The following is a 14,647-nucleotide window of genomic DNA, read 5'->3' as shown; positions in this document are numbered from 1 at the left end:
CAGCGGACTGTTCCGGACACGGCAGGAACCAGGGGTAGGAATTTTCCGAACGCGGACCGTACGAGCGCGTGACCGGTCACAAAAGCGCATATCCGATGGTGTGAATACGCGGTTAAGTGCCGTTTGCGTCTCAAGCGCGTTTTGGCCTCGCCGATAGCCATTAGCGATTGGTTAGACAAGCTGCACACAGTGAGCGGCACCCGCGCCAGGCCACCGGGCGACCCTGCAACGCAGGTCGCGCATGCACCACCTTCAAGAGAACTCCCCAATGTTAGGCAACTTCAGAATCGGAACCAGGCTGATCGTGGCGTTCCTGATCGTCTCGGCGATCGGCGCATGCATCGGGTGGGTGGGTTATTCCAACTCCGGTCGGATCAGCGACCTGTCGACCTCGCTTTACGAGCGCGAGCTGCTTGGCTTGTCGAACGTCAAGGAGGCCAATATCAACCTGATCTACGCCGGCCGCGCACGCGCCAACCTGTTGCTGGCCAGCAGCGCCGAAGAGCGCCAGTCGCACGTGCAGAACATCGACAAGTACACCGCCAAGGTGGTCGATTACATGACGCGCGCGCGTTCCAGCTTCCAGACCGAGGAAGGCAGGAACAAGCTGGCGCAGTTCGACCGCGCCTGGCAGAAATACCTGGAAGAGCGCGGCCGCTTCATCGACGCCGCCAACCGCGAGGCCTTGCGCGACGCCAACCCGGAACTTGCCGAACTCTCGCGTGCGGTGCGTGCCAGCTCGGATGAAGTTGATACCTTGATGACCGATCTGAGCGGGCTGCGCGAGCGCAGCGCTGCCTCGGCCAATGCGGAAGCCGGCAGCATCCATGCGCGCAGCTCCAAGCTGCTGATGGCCATCATCTGCGGCGGCGTGCTGCTCGGCGCGGTTCTCGGCGTGGTGATCAGCCGCAGCGTCACCGGCCCGATCCGCCGCGCGGTGACGGTGGCCAACGGGCTGTCCGAAGGCGATCTGACCATGCGCATCGACGTGCATGGCCGCGACGAAACCGCGCAGCTGCTTGAAGCGATGCGCACGATGGTGCAGAAGCTGTCGCAGGTGGTCGGCGAGGTCAACACCAGTGCCGAAACCCTGGCCAGCGCGTCGGAGGAAGTCAGCGCCACCGCGCAGTCGTTGTCGCAGGCCGCCAGCGAACAGGCCGCCGGTGTGGAAGAGACCAGTGCCTCGCTGGAGCAGATGACCGCATCGATCAGCCAGAACACCGAAAACGCCCGCATCACCGATGGCATGGCCACGCAGGCCGCGAAGGAGACCATCGAAGGCGGCGAAGCGGTGGTCGCCACCACCCAGGCGATGAAGCAGATCGCGCAGAAGATCGGCATCATCGACGACATCGCGTATCAGACCAATCTGCTCGCGCTCAATGCCGCGATCGAAGCGGCGCGCGCCGGCGAACACGGCAAGGGCTTTGCCGTGGTGGCCGCCGAGGTGCGCAAGCTGGCCGAACGCAGCCAGGTGGCCGCGCAGGAGATCGGCGAGGTGGCCAGTTCCAGCGTCGAACTGGCCGATCGCGCCGGCCGTCTGCTCGACACCATCGTGCCCAGCATCAAGCGCACCTCGGACCTGGTGCAGGAGATTTCCGCGGCCTCCGAAGAGCAATCCTCCGGCGTCAGCCAGATCAATTCGGCGGTGGTGCAGCTGAGCCAGACCACCCAGCAGAACGCCAGTGCGTCGGAAGAACTGGCCGCCACTGCCGAGGAAATGAGCGCACAGGCCGAGCAGTTGCAGCAGAGCATGGCGTTCTTCCGCCTGGGCGGGCAGGGGCCGGCGAGCACGCCGCCCAAGCGCGGCAAGGTGGCGGCCGCACGCCCGGCACGTGCGCCCGGTGCGCGCGGCTGGCGCAGTGCCGCGGCACCGGCCTATGCGATGTCCGAGGGCCCGGACGAAGGCCAGTTCGCCCGCTTCTGAGAGATCGATCGATGACTGCACAGACCCCCGATGTGATGCCTGGCGACGCCGATGCGGCGGCCCAGTACCTGACCTTCCAGCTGGATGGCGAAACCTTCGCCATCAGCATTCTTGGCATTCGCGAAATCATCCAGTACCGCGCACCCACGCCGGTGCCGTCGATGCCGGCCTGTGTGCGCGGGGTGATCAACCTGCGCGGTGCGGTGGTGCCGGTGGTGGATCTGCAATCGCGGCTGGGGCGTGCCGACAGCGCGATCGGCAAGCGCAGCTGCATCGTGATCCTGGCCACCGAGCAGGCGCAGGGACCGCAGGTGATCGGGGTGCTGGTCGATGCGGTCAACGCGGTGATCGAACTGGCCGATCAGGACATCGAAGCGGCGCCGTCGTTCGGCACGCATATCCGCCGCGACCTGCTGCGCGGCATGGGCAAGGTGGGCGAGCGCTTCGTGGTGCTGCTGGAGATGGAGCAGGTGCTGCAGGTGGACGAAATCGCCGGCAACACCGATGCGCTGGCAGCCTGAGTCTGGCCAAGCGCAGCTGGCGATACGGCTGCCGCCTGGCAGCTGATCGCTACACGCGTTAGCCACGCAAGACAGGCGCGCTGGCGGGTGTGTGTGCACTGCGGTCGTAAGTGGAAAGACTGCAGCCGTACACAGGCATCGACCTAGCGATTCAAGGTTGCGCAGTCGTGTCGATCAGCGCCCTGCTGGCCTACCTCGCCGAGCCCACGCGCGGTCTGCCGCTCAGTCCTGCAGATGCCAGCCATTGAAGCGCTGCACGCGGTTGCGTCCATTGCCGATCGCGCCCTGCAGGGCGTGCCGCGCGCGCGCCAGCAAGGCATTGCTGTCGAGCGAGGCACCCGCTGCCACCTCGACCAGCCCTGCGCTGATCGTCAGTGCGCCGGCTGGCCAGCTGGCCGCTTCGATCGCCTTGCGCACAGCCTCGATCAGCTCCATTGCCTTGGTTGCCGCTGTTTCCGGCAAGGCAATACAGAGTTGATCCCGGCTCAATCGTGCCACCGTGGCGGCATCCGGCAACTGCGCTTCGATCACCCTGGCAGCCTGGATCAGCGTTGCATCCGCCGCCGCGGCGCCCGCCTGCAATCGCAGCCGTTTGAAGCCATCCAGCTCGATCAGCGCCAGCGCCAGCGCGAGCGATGGCGTGGCGGCAGTGGGCGAGCCCTGTGCGTGTGTCTGCAGCGCATGCTCCAGACCGGCGCGGTTCCACATACCGGTGAGTTCGTCGCGCAGCGCGTCCAGCTCGACCAGCTTGGCCGCACGGCGCAGCTCGATGGTGTCGACGACCTGCCGTGCCAGCGCCTGCAGTGCGTCGCGCTCGGCCGCCGACAGGCGCCGGGGTGTGCGATCCAGCACGCACAGCGTGCCCAGCGCGATCCCATCGGAGGTCAGCAGCGGGGCGCCGGCATAGAAGCGGATCTGCGGCTCGCCGGTGACCAGCGCATTGCCCACGAAGCGCGCATCCTGGTGGGTGTCGCCAACCTCCATCACCTGATCGGGTTCGAGGATCGCGTGCGCACAGAACGACAGTTCGCGCGGGGTTTCGCGTGGCGCCATGCCCAGTTTCGACTTGAACCACTGGCGCTGCGTGTCGATCAACGAAATCAGGGCCATAGGCGTCCCGCAGACCTCGGCCGCGCTCGAGGTGAAGGCGTCGTAGACCGGCTCCGGTGCAGTGTCCAGCAGCTGGTAGTCCTGCAATGCGGCCAGACGTTCGTCTTCGTTCGCCGGCAGCTGCGCTGCAACGGCGGCGTTGCGCGGCAGCAGCGTCGCGTGGAAGAGGTGCAACGCGGACGCGTCAGGAATCTGCATGGATAGACCACCGGAACAAGGCGCCGTCAGGCGATGGATGTGCGCATGGCGATACCGTGTCTTGGACCATCGCACGCGTTGGTTGGCGCAGACCTCATCCACCCCAGCGGATGACGCCCGTCACCGATCTTGCCACATCGGGCAGGACAGGGCGGGGCAGCGACGTTACGCTGGCGCGCTGCAGGGCCGCCTTGCCGGGCGCCTCATTCGCCCTGGCCGTCGTTGCCCTTGGGGCGGCGGGTTTGTTCGTCATGGATCTGCATGTCCTTCTGCCCGGGGCGCTGCTTGGCGGCCTCATCCTGTTTGCGATCCTGCTGGCTCTCCGAAACACCGTGCTGATTGTCGGCGGCCTTGTCGGGCTGGCTCTGCTTGTTGCTCATGGCTTGCGTCCGGGATGGTGATGAAACGGACGTTAGCGCGCGCGATGTGATCCTGGCGACATGGCCGTACCGGGGCCTGGCATGCACCAGGCCGACACGCTGCCGGTGCAGGGGCCCAGAACGGAAAAGCCCCGGAAACATGACGTTTCCGAGGCCTTTACGATTGAAGCAATGGTGGAGCGGAAGGGGATCGAACCCTCGACCTTCGCGATGCGAACGCGACGCTCTCCCAGCTGAGCTACCGCCCCACGTGCTTGGATTCTAACCACATGTCGCGCGATTCGCCAAGCAGGCCGGCGGCCCGGATCGCCGCCCGGGGGCGCGATCCTGCGGCAATCACTCGCGAACCAGCGGGAACTTGAGGTCCGGGTTCTTGGCCTTCCATTCCTTGTACGACACCGAGCCTTCCCAGGCGGCAAAGGCCTTGGGCGTGCGGCCGCGGCCGGACCAGGTCTCGCCGGTGTGCGGCAGTTCGTACTTCGGCTTGACTTCGCTGCGGCCGCTCTTGACCACTTCCTTGCGTGCAGCGGTGGTGCCCAGGTAAGCGGCAATATCGTTGCGCTGCTTGGTGTTGAAGTGGCCGGCAAACTGCTCAAGCAGCGAGACGATGGTGGCATGTGCAGAGGATGCCTCACTCGCGCGCTCGGTCTTTTCCTGTTCTTCCAGCTTCTGCAGCTCGTCCAGCAGCTTGGCTTTGGCTTGTGCGATGGAATCCAGTTTGGAAGTGGTATTGCTCACAGAGGTATGGCCTCGGAATAAGGGGGTGGAGACGTTGCCCGATGGGCACGCGTCATTATGGCATGTGGCCCGGGGGCGGCCGTTGCGTGTGCCTGCACCTGCACATGACGCGAGCAGGCTATTCACAGGGTCTGGTCGCGGGTTCGCAGTGTCCTGGCGAGGTCGCCGAGCATGCTTGCGCAGGCTGCGACCCCGGCCGTAACGATACAGCAGCAGGCCAGGCGGGATGACATCTCCGTGCGGCGCCGGCCAGAGATTGACTGCATGATGGCCAACCCTGTCCTGATCGACTGCGCCGGTTTCGATAGCGCGCTGTGCAAGGGCAGATGCGGCAATGAAAGAGGATGCTGCTCGAATTTCTGATCTGATCCACGGCCGGCGATGTGCAGACGCAGCCGGCGTACGGCCGTCTGCGCCTTGCCCGCATCACCACGGCCGCGTGGGATGCGTGGCCTAGCGACCACTACATCACCTCACTGCGCTGCAGCGTCTTCCAGCAACGGCGTCAGCTGCGCTTCCAGCGCGTTGCGGCGCCATTGCCCCAGCGGTGCGGGCCAGCTGCGCTGTTCGATCAGGGTTTCCAGATGCCGGCGCGAGGCCAGGATGCCGTCGGGCAATCCCAGCTCGCGGCTACGCTGGGCCACCGCATCCTGCAGGCGCTTGAGCACGGCCTTGTTACCGTCGGTGGCGGCCTGCGCCAGCGGTGCATGGTCCTCGTCGGGCAGCGGCGTGTTGAGCGCTTCCCACACTGCGGCGGCGAGCTTGCGCGGCGCCTTGGGAAACTTGTCGAACTGGCGCAGCAAGGCATCCAGATCGGCAGGCGGAAACCGCGCCAGCTGGCTGGCCAGTTCGTTGTCCAGGATCCAGCTGCGCGGGCGATCGCTCTGGCGCGCCTGCAGGTCGCGCCAGCGCAGCAGGCGCAGCAGGCGGCGCTGCGCTGCAGGCTCGAGGAACTGCGCGGTGCGCAGGCTCACATGCGGCCAGCGCTCGCCATCGTCATGCTCCACCGTGGCGAGCAGGCGCTCGGCGTCTTCGGCCAGCCAGCCCAGGCGATCCTGCTCGGTCAGGCGGCGGGTGAGTTCGTCGTGGATGGCGAACAGGTAACGCACATCGTCGGCAGCGTATTCCAGCTGCGCCGGCGACAGCGGGCGACGCATCCAGTCCGAGCGTGTCTCGCCCTTGGTCAGCAAGGTGCCGGTCACTTCCTGCACCAGTTTCTGATAGCCCATGCCACCACCCACACCTGCCAGCGCGGCGGCGATCTGGGTATCGAACAATGGCCGCGGCAACACCCCGCACGCACATTTGAAGGTGACCAGATCCTCGCTGGCGCTATGCATCACCTTGACGATGTCGGTGGCGGTCAACCATTCCCTGAGCGCCTCGTTCATGCCCGGGATCAGCGGGTCGATCAGCAGGATCTCCTCGCCGATGGCCATCTGCACCAGCGCCAGTTGCGGCCAGTAGGTGCGTTCGCGAATGAATTCGGTATCCAGGCCAATGCGGGACGGACGCGATGCCTGCAGGCGTTCGCTCAGCTCGGAGGGGTGGGTGATCCAATGGGGCACGTGATTTCCGTCGACAGCAAGGGTTTGCGCAGAACGCGCAGAATAGCCTAACGTCGCGATCGCCTGTCGTGCGGCAGAGCACTGGAAGGAGCAGGTGGTGGGTAAGTGCGGTAACCGGATCGCAGCGTGGGCATTGGTTGCGCTAAGCGTGTGCGCCTGTTCGCGGACACCGACGCCGGCGCCTGCCGCTGCGCCGCAACCTGCCGCCGCCACCGCGGTGCCGAGCAAGCCGAATGTGTCCATCGGTGGCGAAGAATCCGCCGAAACCGTGACGCAATGGCAGCCGCCGCCAGTGGACCTGGGCGATGAGCCGCTGGCGCAGGTGCGCAAGCGCGCCGACCAGGCATTGAAGGACGATCGGCTCTATCGCGACGCCGACGATGCGATTCCGCTGTATCTGGCAATCCAGCAACGCGCCGACGGCAAGGACGCGGCCAGCCGGCGCGGGCTGGAGCAGGCGCGGCGCCGGTTGATCGAGCGCGGCCAGGCGCTGATCGCGCAGACCGACCGTCAGGACAGCGCGCTGGAACAGGCGCGTGAGCTGGCCATCGTGGCGCTGGCGCTCGCTCCGCAGGACCCGAAGGTGCGCGCACTGCAGCGCGCAGTGGAAACCGCACAGCGGGTGCTGAGCTTCAACCGTGCCGGCGAGGAGGATCTGCGTGGCGGCCGCCTGGGCGAAGACGGCAACGGGGCGCTGGTGAACTTTCGCGATGCGGCGCAGCTGGATCCGGACAACCCGCGCACGCGCCAGGGGCTGGCTGCAGTGGAAAGCGGCCTGCTGGCACGCGCCGAGCAGGCGGCCGAGGCGAGCGACTTCATCGGCGCACGCTACTGGTTGCAGATGGCCGGGCAGGTGCGTGAGCGCGCACCGACCATTGCCGATGCACGTGCGCGCATCGAGCGCATGCGTCGTGCCCAGATCGCCGCCCTGCACGACGCCGGCCTGCACGATCTCACCTCGCCCCGCGGCCTCAAGGCGGCTGGCGAAACACTGGCCGAGGTGCTGCGCATCGCCGACCCGGGCGATGCGGTGGCCGGCGATCTGCGGCGGCGGCTGGAACTGGCCACCCATTACGGCAGCTTTCGCCCCGGGCAGGTGTTCACCGACGGGCTCAAGGTTGGCGGGCGCGGTCCGCAGATGATCGTGGTGCCGCATGGCGCATTCCAGATGGGCGCCGGCGATGCCGAGCCCGGCGCCTCCGACAACGAGCGCCCGGCGCATTACGTGCGTTTTGCGCGCGGGTTTGCGTTGTCGATTACCGAAGTGACGGTTGCCGAGTTCCGCCAGTTCGTCGAGGCGACCGGTGCGCGCCCGCGTGCCACCCGGCGCGGGCATTCGGTGGTGTACGACGAGCGCAGCGGCAACTTCATCCGCCGCAGCGGGGTGGATTGGCAGTCCGACTACAACGGCGCGCAGGCTGCGCCCAACAGCCCGGTGATGCACGTCAGCATCCGCGACGCCGAGGCGTATGCGAGCTGGCTGTCGGAACAGACCGGCCGCCACTACCACGTGCCCAGCGAGGCCGAGTTCGAATACGCGGTGCGTGCCGGCACCACCGGGCGCTATCCCTGGGGCAATGCCGGCTCGCCGCCGCTGGATGCGGGCAACTTCACCGGCGGCAACGATGTCTCGCGCAGCGGCCGGCACTGGAACAACGGCTTTGTCGGCTACGGCGACGGTTTCTGGGGCCCGGCGCCGGTCGGCAGCTTTCGCGCCAATGCCTGGGGGCTGCACGACATGGGCGGCAACCTGAGCGAGTGGGTGGCCGACTGCTGGCATGCCAGCTACCGTCGCGCGCCGGCCGACGGTGCCGCCTGGTTCAATCCCGGCTGCCGGCAGCGCATGATCCGCGGCGGCAGCTGGGCCAACTCGCCGCAGCAGACGCGTGCGGCCTGGCGGCAGTCGCAGGATTCGGACAGCACCAGCGCACGGATCGGCTTCCGGGTGGCGCGCGGGATCTAGGGCGCAGCTGCAAGTCAGTGCGCGTGCGTGGTTTGCGGTTGCACGGTGATCGATCGCCGATCGCCATGTTGTCCGGATGCAATGCTCATGTCGAAGTGCTTGTCGTTCCCGATGACCCGAGCAGTTTCTCGGTTGGTCCCGCCGCAAGACCGAGTACGCAGGCTTAACCGCAGCGAACACTGCCCGCAATCGCGGTGGAACCGGTCGGCTTGGCCGCGGTCCAAGCGCCAGCGCTTGCGAGGATTGCGGTGATGGGCTGGGGAATCAAGGTGTTTCGTTGGGTCATCGCGGTACTGCTGATTGGCGGTAGCGGCTACGCCGTGGCGCGTCATCTGCAGGACGGAAATACCGCCGGGCATTACCGCTCGGTGGAGGTGCTGCGTCCGGAAGGCACGCCGAAGGCCATGGTGGTGCTGTTGCCCGACAGCGGCCATGCGCAGGACGGCCAGCGGCTTGCGGAGATGCTGAGCAACGACGGCGCGCTGGTCGCGGTGGTCGATACCGCCAGCTATCGCGAACGGGTGCGCTCACATCACGCAGCCTGCAGTTCCCTGGCCGACGATGCCGAGCGATTGGGCAAGAAGTTGCTGCGCGCCGAGCATGTCGACGCGTTCCTGCCGCCGGTCCTGGTGGGGCAGGGCGATGGCGCGGTGCTGGCGCGGCAGGCGCTGGCCTCGGCCGCGCCCGACGTGCTGGGCGGCGCGGTTGTGGCCGATGGCGACGCCAGCGATGGCGGCCTGGCCTGCTCGCGCGACGTGCCCGATGCCAACCAAGGCTTCCTCGACGACCTGGTCGACGCTGCCAGCCCCCTGCAGATCGCTGCGGCCACCCGGGGCCATTTTCTGACGGCTCAGGCGCAGGGCGTGGGCGATCTGCCGCTGGTCGAACTGCATGCGCCGGGCAGCGACCGCATGGTGGTCATGCTGTCCGGCGACGGCGGCTGGCGCGAACTGGATAAGGGCATTGCCGCGCAATTGCAGCAGCAAGGCGTTTCGGTGGTGGGCTGGAACAGCCTGCGCTACTTCTGGGCCAGCCGCACGCCGCAGCAGGTCGGGGCGGACCTGGATCGGGTGATTGCGACCTATCAGCAGCGTTGGCATATCCACCATGTCGCGCTGGTGGGCTACTCGTTCGGCGCCGATGTGCTGCCGTTTGCCTATCCCGAGCTGTCGCCGCAGCAGCGCGCATCGGTGCAGTTTGTCAGCCTGCTCGGCCTTGCCCACCAAGCCGATTTCAAGGTGCGTGTCGGTGGCTGGCTGGGCTGGCATAACGATGCCGAGCGCGATGTGGAACCGGCGATCCAGTCGCTGGACGCGCATCGCCTGCAATGCATCTATGGCGATCAGGAAAAGGACACGCTGTGCCCGGAGTTGCGCGCGCGTGGCGTGCAGGTGGTGGCGCGTCCGGGCGGGCATCACTTCGACCATGATCCGGTGGTGCTGGCCGGGCTGCTGCTGCAGGGCTGGCAGCAGGCGACGCAGACGCCCAGTCACGGTTAGAGAGCCGTTGACGCCCTCTGATCTGCACGCGGAGCTGTCTGCGTCGGGTTGAAGGGTTGATCCAGGCTTGGTTCGCCGGGGCGAAGCGGATAGCGCCGCCCAGGCGCGCCCTCTGTGCCAATCCACGGCGCTGCTTGGGCGACCGCCCTGGAACTCATCGTCATCGCGGCACTGCGATGCGTGTGCGCTTGCTGATCGCCCGCGGCAACCAGGCAGCAAGCGTGGTTGCCGCCGTCAGTCGTCGTTGCCTGGTTCGACCCGCACTTCGATGCTGCCATCGGCCAACTGCGCACGCAGGCGCTCGCCGGCACTGACCTCGGCGGCGCTGCGCACCACGCTGCCATCGGCGGGGCGGGTCACGATGGCATAGCCACGCGCGACGGTGGCGAGCGGGCTGACCGCTTCCAGCGAGCGTGCCAGGCTGCGCAGCCGCAGTTGGTCATGCTGCAGGCGCCGCTGCATCGCTGCCTGCGGATGCAGTGCGCGCAGTCGTTGCTGCAGCGTGGCCAGATCGCGTTGCGGGTTATGCGCGTGCAGGCGCGCCTGCGTCCGTTGCAGGCGTGCCTGCAGACGCTCCAGCACCTGGGTCATGCGCGCGCGCAGCTGGCGGCCGGCGTCCTGCTGCCGGCGCTGTAGCAATTGCAGCCGCGCCTGCGGGCTGTGCGCACGCAGGCGCAGGGCGAGCCGGTCGGCACGCTGCATCGCATTGCCCAGCGCGTGCTGTTGCAGCTGGGCCATGCGGGCATGCGCACGCCGCACGCGCGCGACCAGCTCGCGCTGATCGGGCACCAGCAGTTCTGCCGCCACCGAGGGCGTGGGCGCGCGCACGTCGGCCACGAAATCGCTGAGGCTGAAGTCGGTCTCGTGCCCGACCGCCGACACCACGGGCGTGTGCGCGGCGGCAATCGCGCGGGCCAGGCGTTCGTCGTTGAAGGCCCACAGGTCTTCCAGCGAGCCGCCGCCGCGGGTGATCAGGATGACGTCATAGCGCCCGGAGGCATCGGCGCGCTGCAGCAACGAGGTGATCTGCGCCGCGGCGCTGTCGCCCTGCACCAGCGAGGGCAGCAGGTCCACTTCCAGCAACGGAAAGCGGCGCGCCAGGACGCTGAGCACGTCGCGCACCGCCGCACCGCTGGGCGAGGTGATCACTGCCAGCCGCCGCACATGCGCCGGCAACGGCTGCTTGCGCTCGGCATCGAACAGGCCCTCGGCGGCCAGGCGCGCACGCAGTTCGTCGAAGGCCCGGCGCAGGGCGCCTTCGCCGGCCTCTTCCATGTGGTCGAGTACCAGCTGGTAGTCGCCGCGCGCTTCGTACAGCGTGAGACGTCCGCGCGCGAGCACGCGCAGCCCTTCGCGCGGCTGGAACTTCAGCCAGGTGCTCTTGGGCTTGAACATCGCGCAACGGATCTGCGCGCGCGCGTCCTTGAGCGTGAAGTACAGATGGCCCGAGGACGGGCGCGTGACGCTGCTCAGCTCTGCCTCCACCCAGACCAGCGGAAAGCTGCCTTCCAGCAGGTCGCGTGCCAGCGTATTGAGCTGGCTGGGGGTGAGGATCTGTTCGTTGCGGTCGGCCATCGCCGCATTATCCCGCAGCGGCGATGCGCATGCGTGAGCGCATCGGGCGGGACCTCACAAGCCGTGTTGCGCCAGCGCCCAACCCACGTGTTCGCGCACCAGCTCCGAGGCGTCGTGGCGGCGCGCCTCCAGCGCCGCCAACACCTCCGGCGTGCCGGGCGCATTGCCCAGGCCGACCGCGATGTTGCGCAGCCAGCGTTGATGGCCGCTGCGACGGATCGGGCTGCCTTCGGTGCGGCGCAGGAACTCGTCTTCGTCCCAGGCAAACAGCCGCGGCAGCGTCGCCACATCCAGCTCGTTGCGGGCGCGGAAATCGGCTTCGTCGGTGCGCTGGGCGAACTTGTTCCAGGGGCAGACCAGCTGGCAGTCGTCGCAACCGAAGATGCGGTTGCCGATCGGCTTGCGCATCTGCTCGGGAATCGCGCCCTCGTGCTCGATGGTGAGATAGGCGATGCAGCGGCGCGCATCCAGCCGGTACGGGGCGATGATGGCCTGGGTCGGGCAGACGTCGATGCAGCGCGTGCAGGTGCCGCAATGCGCGGTGGCCGGGGTGTCGATGGGCAAGGGCAGGTCGAGGTAGATCTCGCCCAGGAAGAACCACGAGCCGCCATTGCGATCGATCAGGCAGGTGTGTTTGCCGATCCAGCCCAGCCCGGCATTGCGCGCCAGTGCGCGCTCCAGCACCGGTGCCGAATCCACGAAGACCCGATAGCCGAACGCGCCGACTTCGCCCTGGATGCGTTCGGCCAGTTTCTGCAGCCGGTTGCGCATCAGCTTGTGGTAATCACGCCCCAGAGCGTAGCGCGCCACGTAGGCGCGGCGGCCGTCGTGCAAGGTGTTCCAGGCCTCAGTGTCGTCCTTGCGGCCGTAGTCCATGCCCACTGACAGCACGCGCAAGGTGCCCGGCACCAGCTCCTGCGGGCGCGAACGCTTGTCGCCGTGCTGGGCCATCCAGTGCATGGTCCCGTACAGGCCTTCTTCCAGCCAGCTGCGCAGATGCGCCTCGTCTTCGCCGAGCTCGATGCCGGTGATGCCGCAGCGCTGGAAGCCGGCCTCGCGTGCGAGCGCACGGATGCGCGCGGCAGCGTCGGTGGGGTCAGGGCGGGCAAGGACGGCAGACATGGCGACAAGTATAGAATTCCCGGCATGTACGCACCGCTCGATCTTTACGACACCGCTGCCGCGCGCAGGCTGGACACGCAGGCCACCACGCTGCTCGGCGGCGACGGCTACATCTTGATGCAGCGCGCCGGGCAGGCCGCCTGGCAGCATCTGCTGGAACGCTGGCCGCAGGCGCGCCGCATCGTGGTGGTCTGCGGCACCGGCAACAACGGCGGCGACGGCTATGTGCTGGCACGCCTGGCGCAGCGGGCCGGGCGCCAGGTGCAGGTGGTGCATCTCCCCGAGCACGGCCCGGCATCGCCGCTGGCGCAACGTGCTTGTACCGACTATCTGGGCGTGGGCGGTGCGATCGAGCTGTTTCCCTCGCCGCTGGCCCAGGCCGATGTGATCGTCGATGCGCTGTTCGGCATCGGCCTCAACCGCGCGCCCGACGCCGAGACCGCCGCCTTGATCGACGCCATCAACGCCGCCGGTGTGCCGGTGCTTGCGCTGGATGTGCCCAGCGGCATCGATGCCGATCATGGCGTGGCCTTCGGTGCCGCGGTGCGCGCAGAGGCTACTTTGCAGTTCATCGTGCCGCACCTGGGGCTCTATACCGGTGATGCGCTGGAACATGCCGGCACGCGTGCAACCGCGTCGCTGGACGTGCCAGATGCCGCATTCGACGGCCTGGCACCGGCCGCGCACAGCTGGGACATCGACGCCCTGGCCGCGCAGTTGCGCCCGCGGCGACGCAATACGCACAAGGGTGAGTCCGGCCGCGTGCTGTGCGTCGGCGGCAACCTCGGCAGCGGCGGCGCGATCATGCTCACCGCCGAAGCGGCCTTGCGCAGCGGGGCAGGGTTGGTGCAGGTCGCCACCCGCGCCGAGCACGTCGCGCCGCTGCTGGCGCGCTGCCCGGAAGCGATGGTGCGTTCTGTGCAGGCTGACGAGGACATCGCCGCATTGGCCGACGCCGCCGACGTGGTCGCGCTGGGTCCGGGCCTGGGGCAGGACGCCTGGGCGCAGCGGTTGTGGCGCGCGGTGCTGGCCTCGGACAGCGCTCTCGTCATCGATGCAGATGGCCTGAATCTGCTGGCCGCCAACCCGGTGCCGGCGCGCGGCCCGCGCGTGTTGACCCCGCATCCCGGCGAAGCCGGACGTCTGCTGGGGATGCCGACCAGGCAGGTTCAGCAGGATCGGCTGGCTGCCGCAGACGCATTGGCCAAACGTTTCGATGCAGTGGTGGTGCTCAAGGGCGCCGGCAGCGTGATCGCCGCGCCGCACGCAGTGCCGCGCATCATCGATGCCGGTAATCCGGGCATGGCGGTCGGCGGCATGGGCGACCTGCTGACTGGCGTGATCGCAGCCTTGCTGGCCCAGGGCTGGTCGCCGTTCGATGCGGCAAGCCTGGGCGCCTTGTTGCATGCCTGTGCCGGCGATGCAGCGGCGCGCGCGGGCGAGCGCGGCCTGCTGCCGACCGATCTGCTGCCCGAACTGCGCCGCCTCGCCAATGCCGGAGCCATTGCATGAGCCAACTCAGCGCACAGCTGGTCGATGCGCAGGCCACCGAAACCCTGGGACAGGCCATGGCCGCGGTGCGGCCCACCCGCGCGATGGTGCAACTGCACGGCGATCTCGGCGCAGGCAAATCCACATTGGCGCGCGCCTTGTTGCGCGCGCTCGGCGTCACCGGGCCGATTCGCAGCCCCACCTACACGCTGGTCGAGCGCTATCCACTCGGCAGTGGCGACGAGGCCTGGCACCTGGATCTGTACCGCATCGGGCAGGCCGGGGAACTGGATTTCCTCGGGCTCGACGAGGGCAGCGCCAGCCTGTGGCTGGTCGAATGGCCGGAACGTGGCGCAGGCGCATTGCCGCCGGTGGATCTGGACGTGGAACTGGCAGTCGACGGCGAGGGGCGCAACGTGACGTTGCTGGGCCGCAGCGAAACCGGCCGCGACTGGCTGAGGCGGCTGTCGGACTTGCCTCAGTTGCAGGCCCTTTGTGCCAGCTCACAGGAAGAATGAACGCCAGGTTGTGGATTATTAAGGGAAATCACCTTGC

The 14,647-nt window shown here is 67.8% G+C and carries 12 protein-coding genes and 1 tRNA gene; 6 read left to right on the top strand and 7 right to left on the bottom strand.

The features are described 5' to 3' along the window. Positions 1-268 precede the first annotated feature (268 nt). Positions 269-1,927: a methyl-accepting chemotaxis protein gene (locus KHN93_RS12185; protein WP_039813729.1), complete on the top strand. Its 1,659-nt coding sequence runs from the start codon at positions 269-271 to the stop codon at positions 1,925-1,927. An 11-nt stretch (positions 1,928-1,938) separates the two neighbouring features. Further along, positions 1,939-2,448 (top strand): chemotaxis protein CheW, encoded by a 510-nt coding sequence (locus KHN93_RS12180; protein ID WP_016901606.1) that lies wholly within the window; start codon positions 1,939-1,941, stop codon positions 2,446-2,448. 222 nt (positions 2,449-2,670) lie between these two features. Here the strand turns inward: KHN93_RS12180 and KHN93_RS12175 are convergent, their stop codons facing one another. The 5 genes from KHN93_RS12175 to rnd all read right to left on the bottom strand — a co-directional run bounded on the left by KHN93_RS12175 (position 2,671) and on the right by rnd (position 6,442). Further along, complete coding sequence (locus KHN93_RS12175; protein WP_211920207.1) at positions 2,671-3,756, bottom strand: sensor domain-containing diguanylate cyclase; 1,086 nt, start codon at positions 3,754-3,756, stop codon at positions 2,671-2,673. Positions 3,757-3,959: 203 nt separating this feature from the next. After that, on the bottom strand, positions 3,960-4,136 hold the full coding sequence (locus KHN93_RS12170; RefSeq protein ID WP_162839012.1) for a hypothetical protein: 177 nt from the start codon (positions 4,134-4,136) through the stop codon (positions 3,960-3,962). Positions 4,137-4,308: 172 nt separating this feature from the next. Then, a tRNA-Ala gene (locus KHN93_RS12165) sits at positions 4,309-4,384 on the bottom strand. A gap of 88 nt (positions 4,385-4,472) precedes the next feature. Beyond that, positions 4,473-4,874, bottom strand: a complete 402-nt coding sequence (locus KHN93_RS12160) for an H-NS histone family protein (protein ID WP_039516171.1) — start codon at positions 4,872-4,874, stop codon at positions 4,473-4,475. A 473-nt stretch (positions 4,875-5,347) separates the two neighbouring features. Next, on the bottom strand, positions 5,348-6,442 hold the full coding sequence (gene rnd, locus KHN93_RS12155) for a ribonuclease D (protein WP_167705476.1): 1,095 nt from the start codon (positions 6,440-6,442) through the stop codon (positions 5,348-5,350). A gap of 97 nt (positions 6,443-6,539) precedes the next feature. Here rnd and KHN93_RS12150 point away from each other — a divergent pair, with 97 nt between their 5' ends. Both KHN93_RS12150 and KHN93_RS12145 read left to right on the top strand, forming a co-directional pair. Then, entirely contained in the window at positions 6,540-8,405 is a 1,866-nt protein-coding gene (locus tag KHN93_RS12150) for a formylglycine-generating enzyme family protein (RefSeq protein WP_211920205.1), read from the top strand. Between the two features lie 251 nt (positions 8,406-8,656). Beyond that, the gene (locus KHN93_RS12145) at positions 8,657-9,904 is read left to right on the top strand and encodes a virulence factor (protein ID WP_167705475.1); all 1,248 of its coding nucleotides are present in this window, start codon (positions 8,657-8,659) and stop codon (positions 9,902-9,904) included. Positions 9,905-10,138: 234 nt separating this feature from the next. Here the strand turns inward: KHN93_RS12145 and xseA are convergent, their stop codons facing one another. After that, the gene (xseA, locus tag KHN93_RS12140; RefSeq protein WP_039521945.1) at positions 10,139-11,479 is read right to left on the bottom strand and encodes an exodeoxyribonuclease VII large subunit; all 1,341 of its coding nucleotides are present in this window, start codon (positions 11,477-11,479) and stop codon (positions 10,139-10,141) included. Positions 11,480-11,533: 54 nt separating this feature from the next. Further along, complete coding sequence (gene queG / locus KHN93_RS12135; protein ID WP_102254311.1) at positions 11,534-12,601, bottom strand: tRNA epoxyqueuosine(34) reductase QueG; 1,068 nt, start codon at positions 12,599-12,601, stop codon at positions 11,534-11,536. Between the two features lie 24 nt (positions 12,602-12,625). Here queG and KHN93_RS12130 point away from each other — a divergent pair, with 24 nt between their 5' ends. Together KHN93_RS12130 and tsaE are read left to right on the top strand one after the other, a co-directional pair. Next, entirely contained in the window at positions 12,626-14,113 is a 1,488-nt protein-coding gene (locus KHN93_RS12130) for an NAD(P)H-hydrate dehydratase (protein WP_211920203.1), read from the top strand. After that, complete coding sequence (tsaE, locus tag KHN93_RS12125) at positions 14,110-14,610, top strand: tRNA (adenosine(37)-N6)-threonylcarbamoyltransferase complex ATPase subunit type 1 TsaE (RefSeq protein WP_211920201.1); 501 nt, start codon at positions 14,110-14,112, stop codon at positions 14,608-14,610. The genes KHN93_RS12130 and tsaE overlap by 4 nt, the downstream gene beginning before the upstream one ends. Positions 14,611-14,647 lie beyond the last annotated feature (37 nt).

This window comes from Xanthomonas arboricola pv. juglandis, from assembly GCF_905367715.1.
Taxonomy (GTDB): Bacteria; Pseudomonadota; Gammaproteobacteria; order Xanthomonadales; family Xanthomonadaceae; genus Xanthomonas; species Xanthomonas arboricola.
This window is presented reverse-complemented; position numbering and strand designations above follow the sequence as displayed.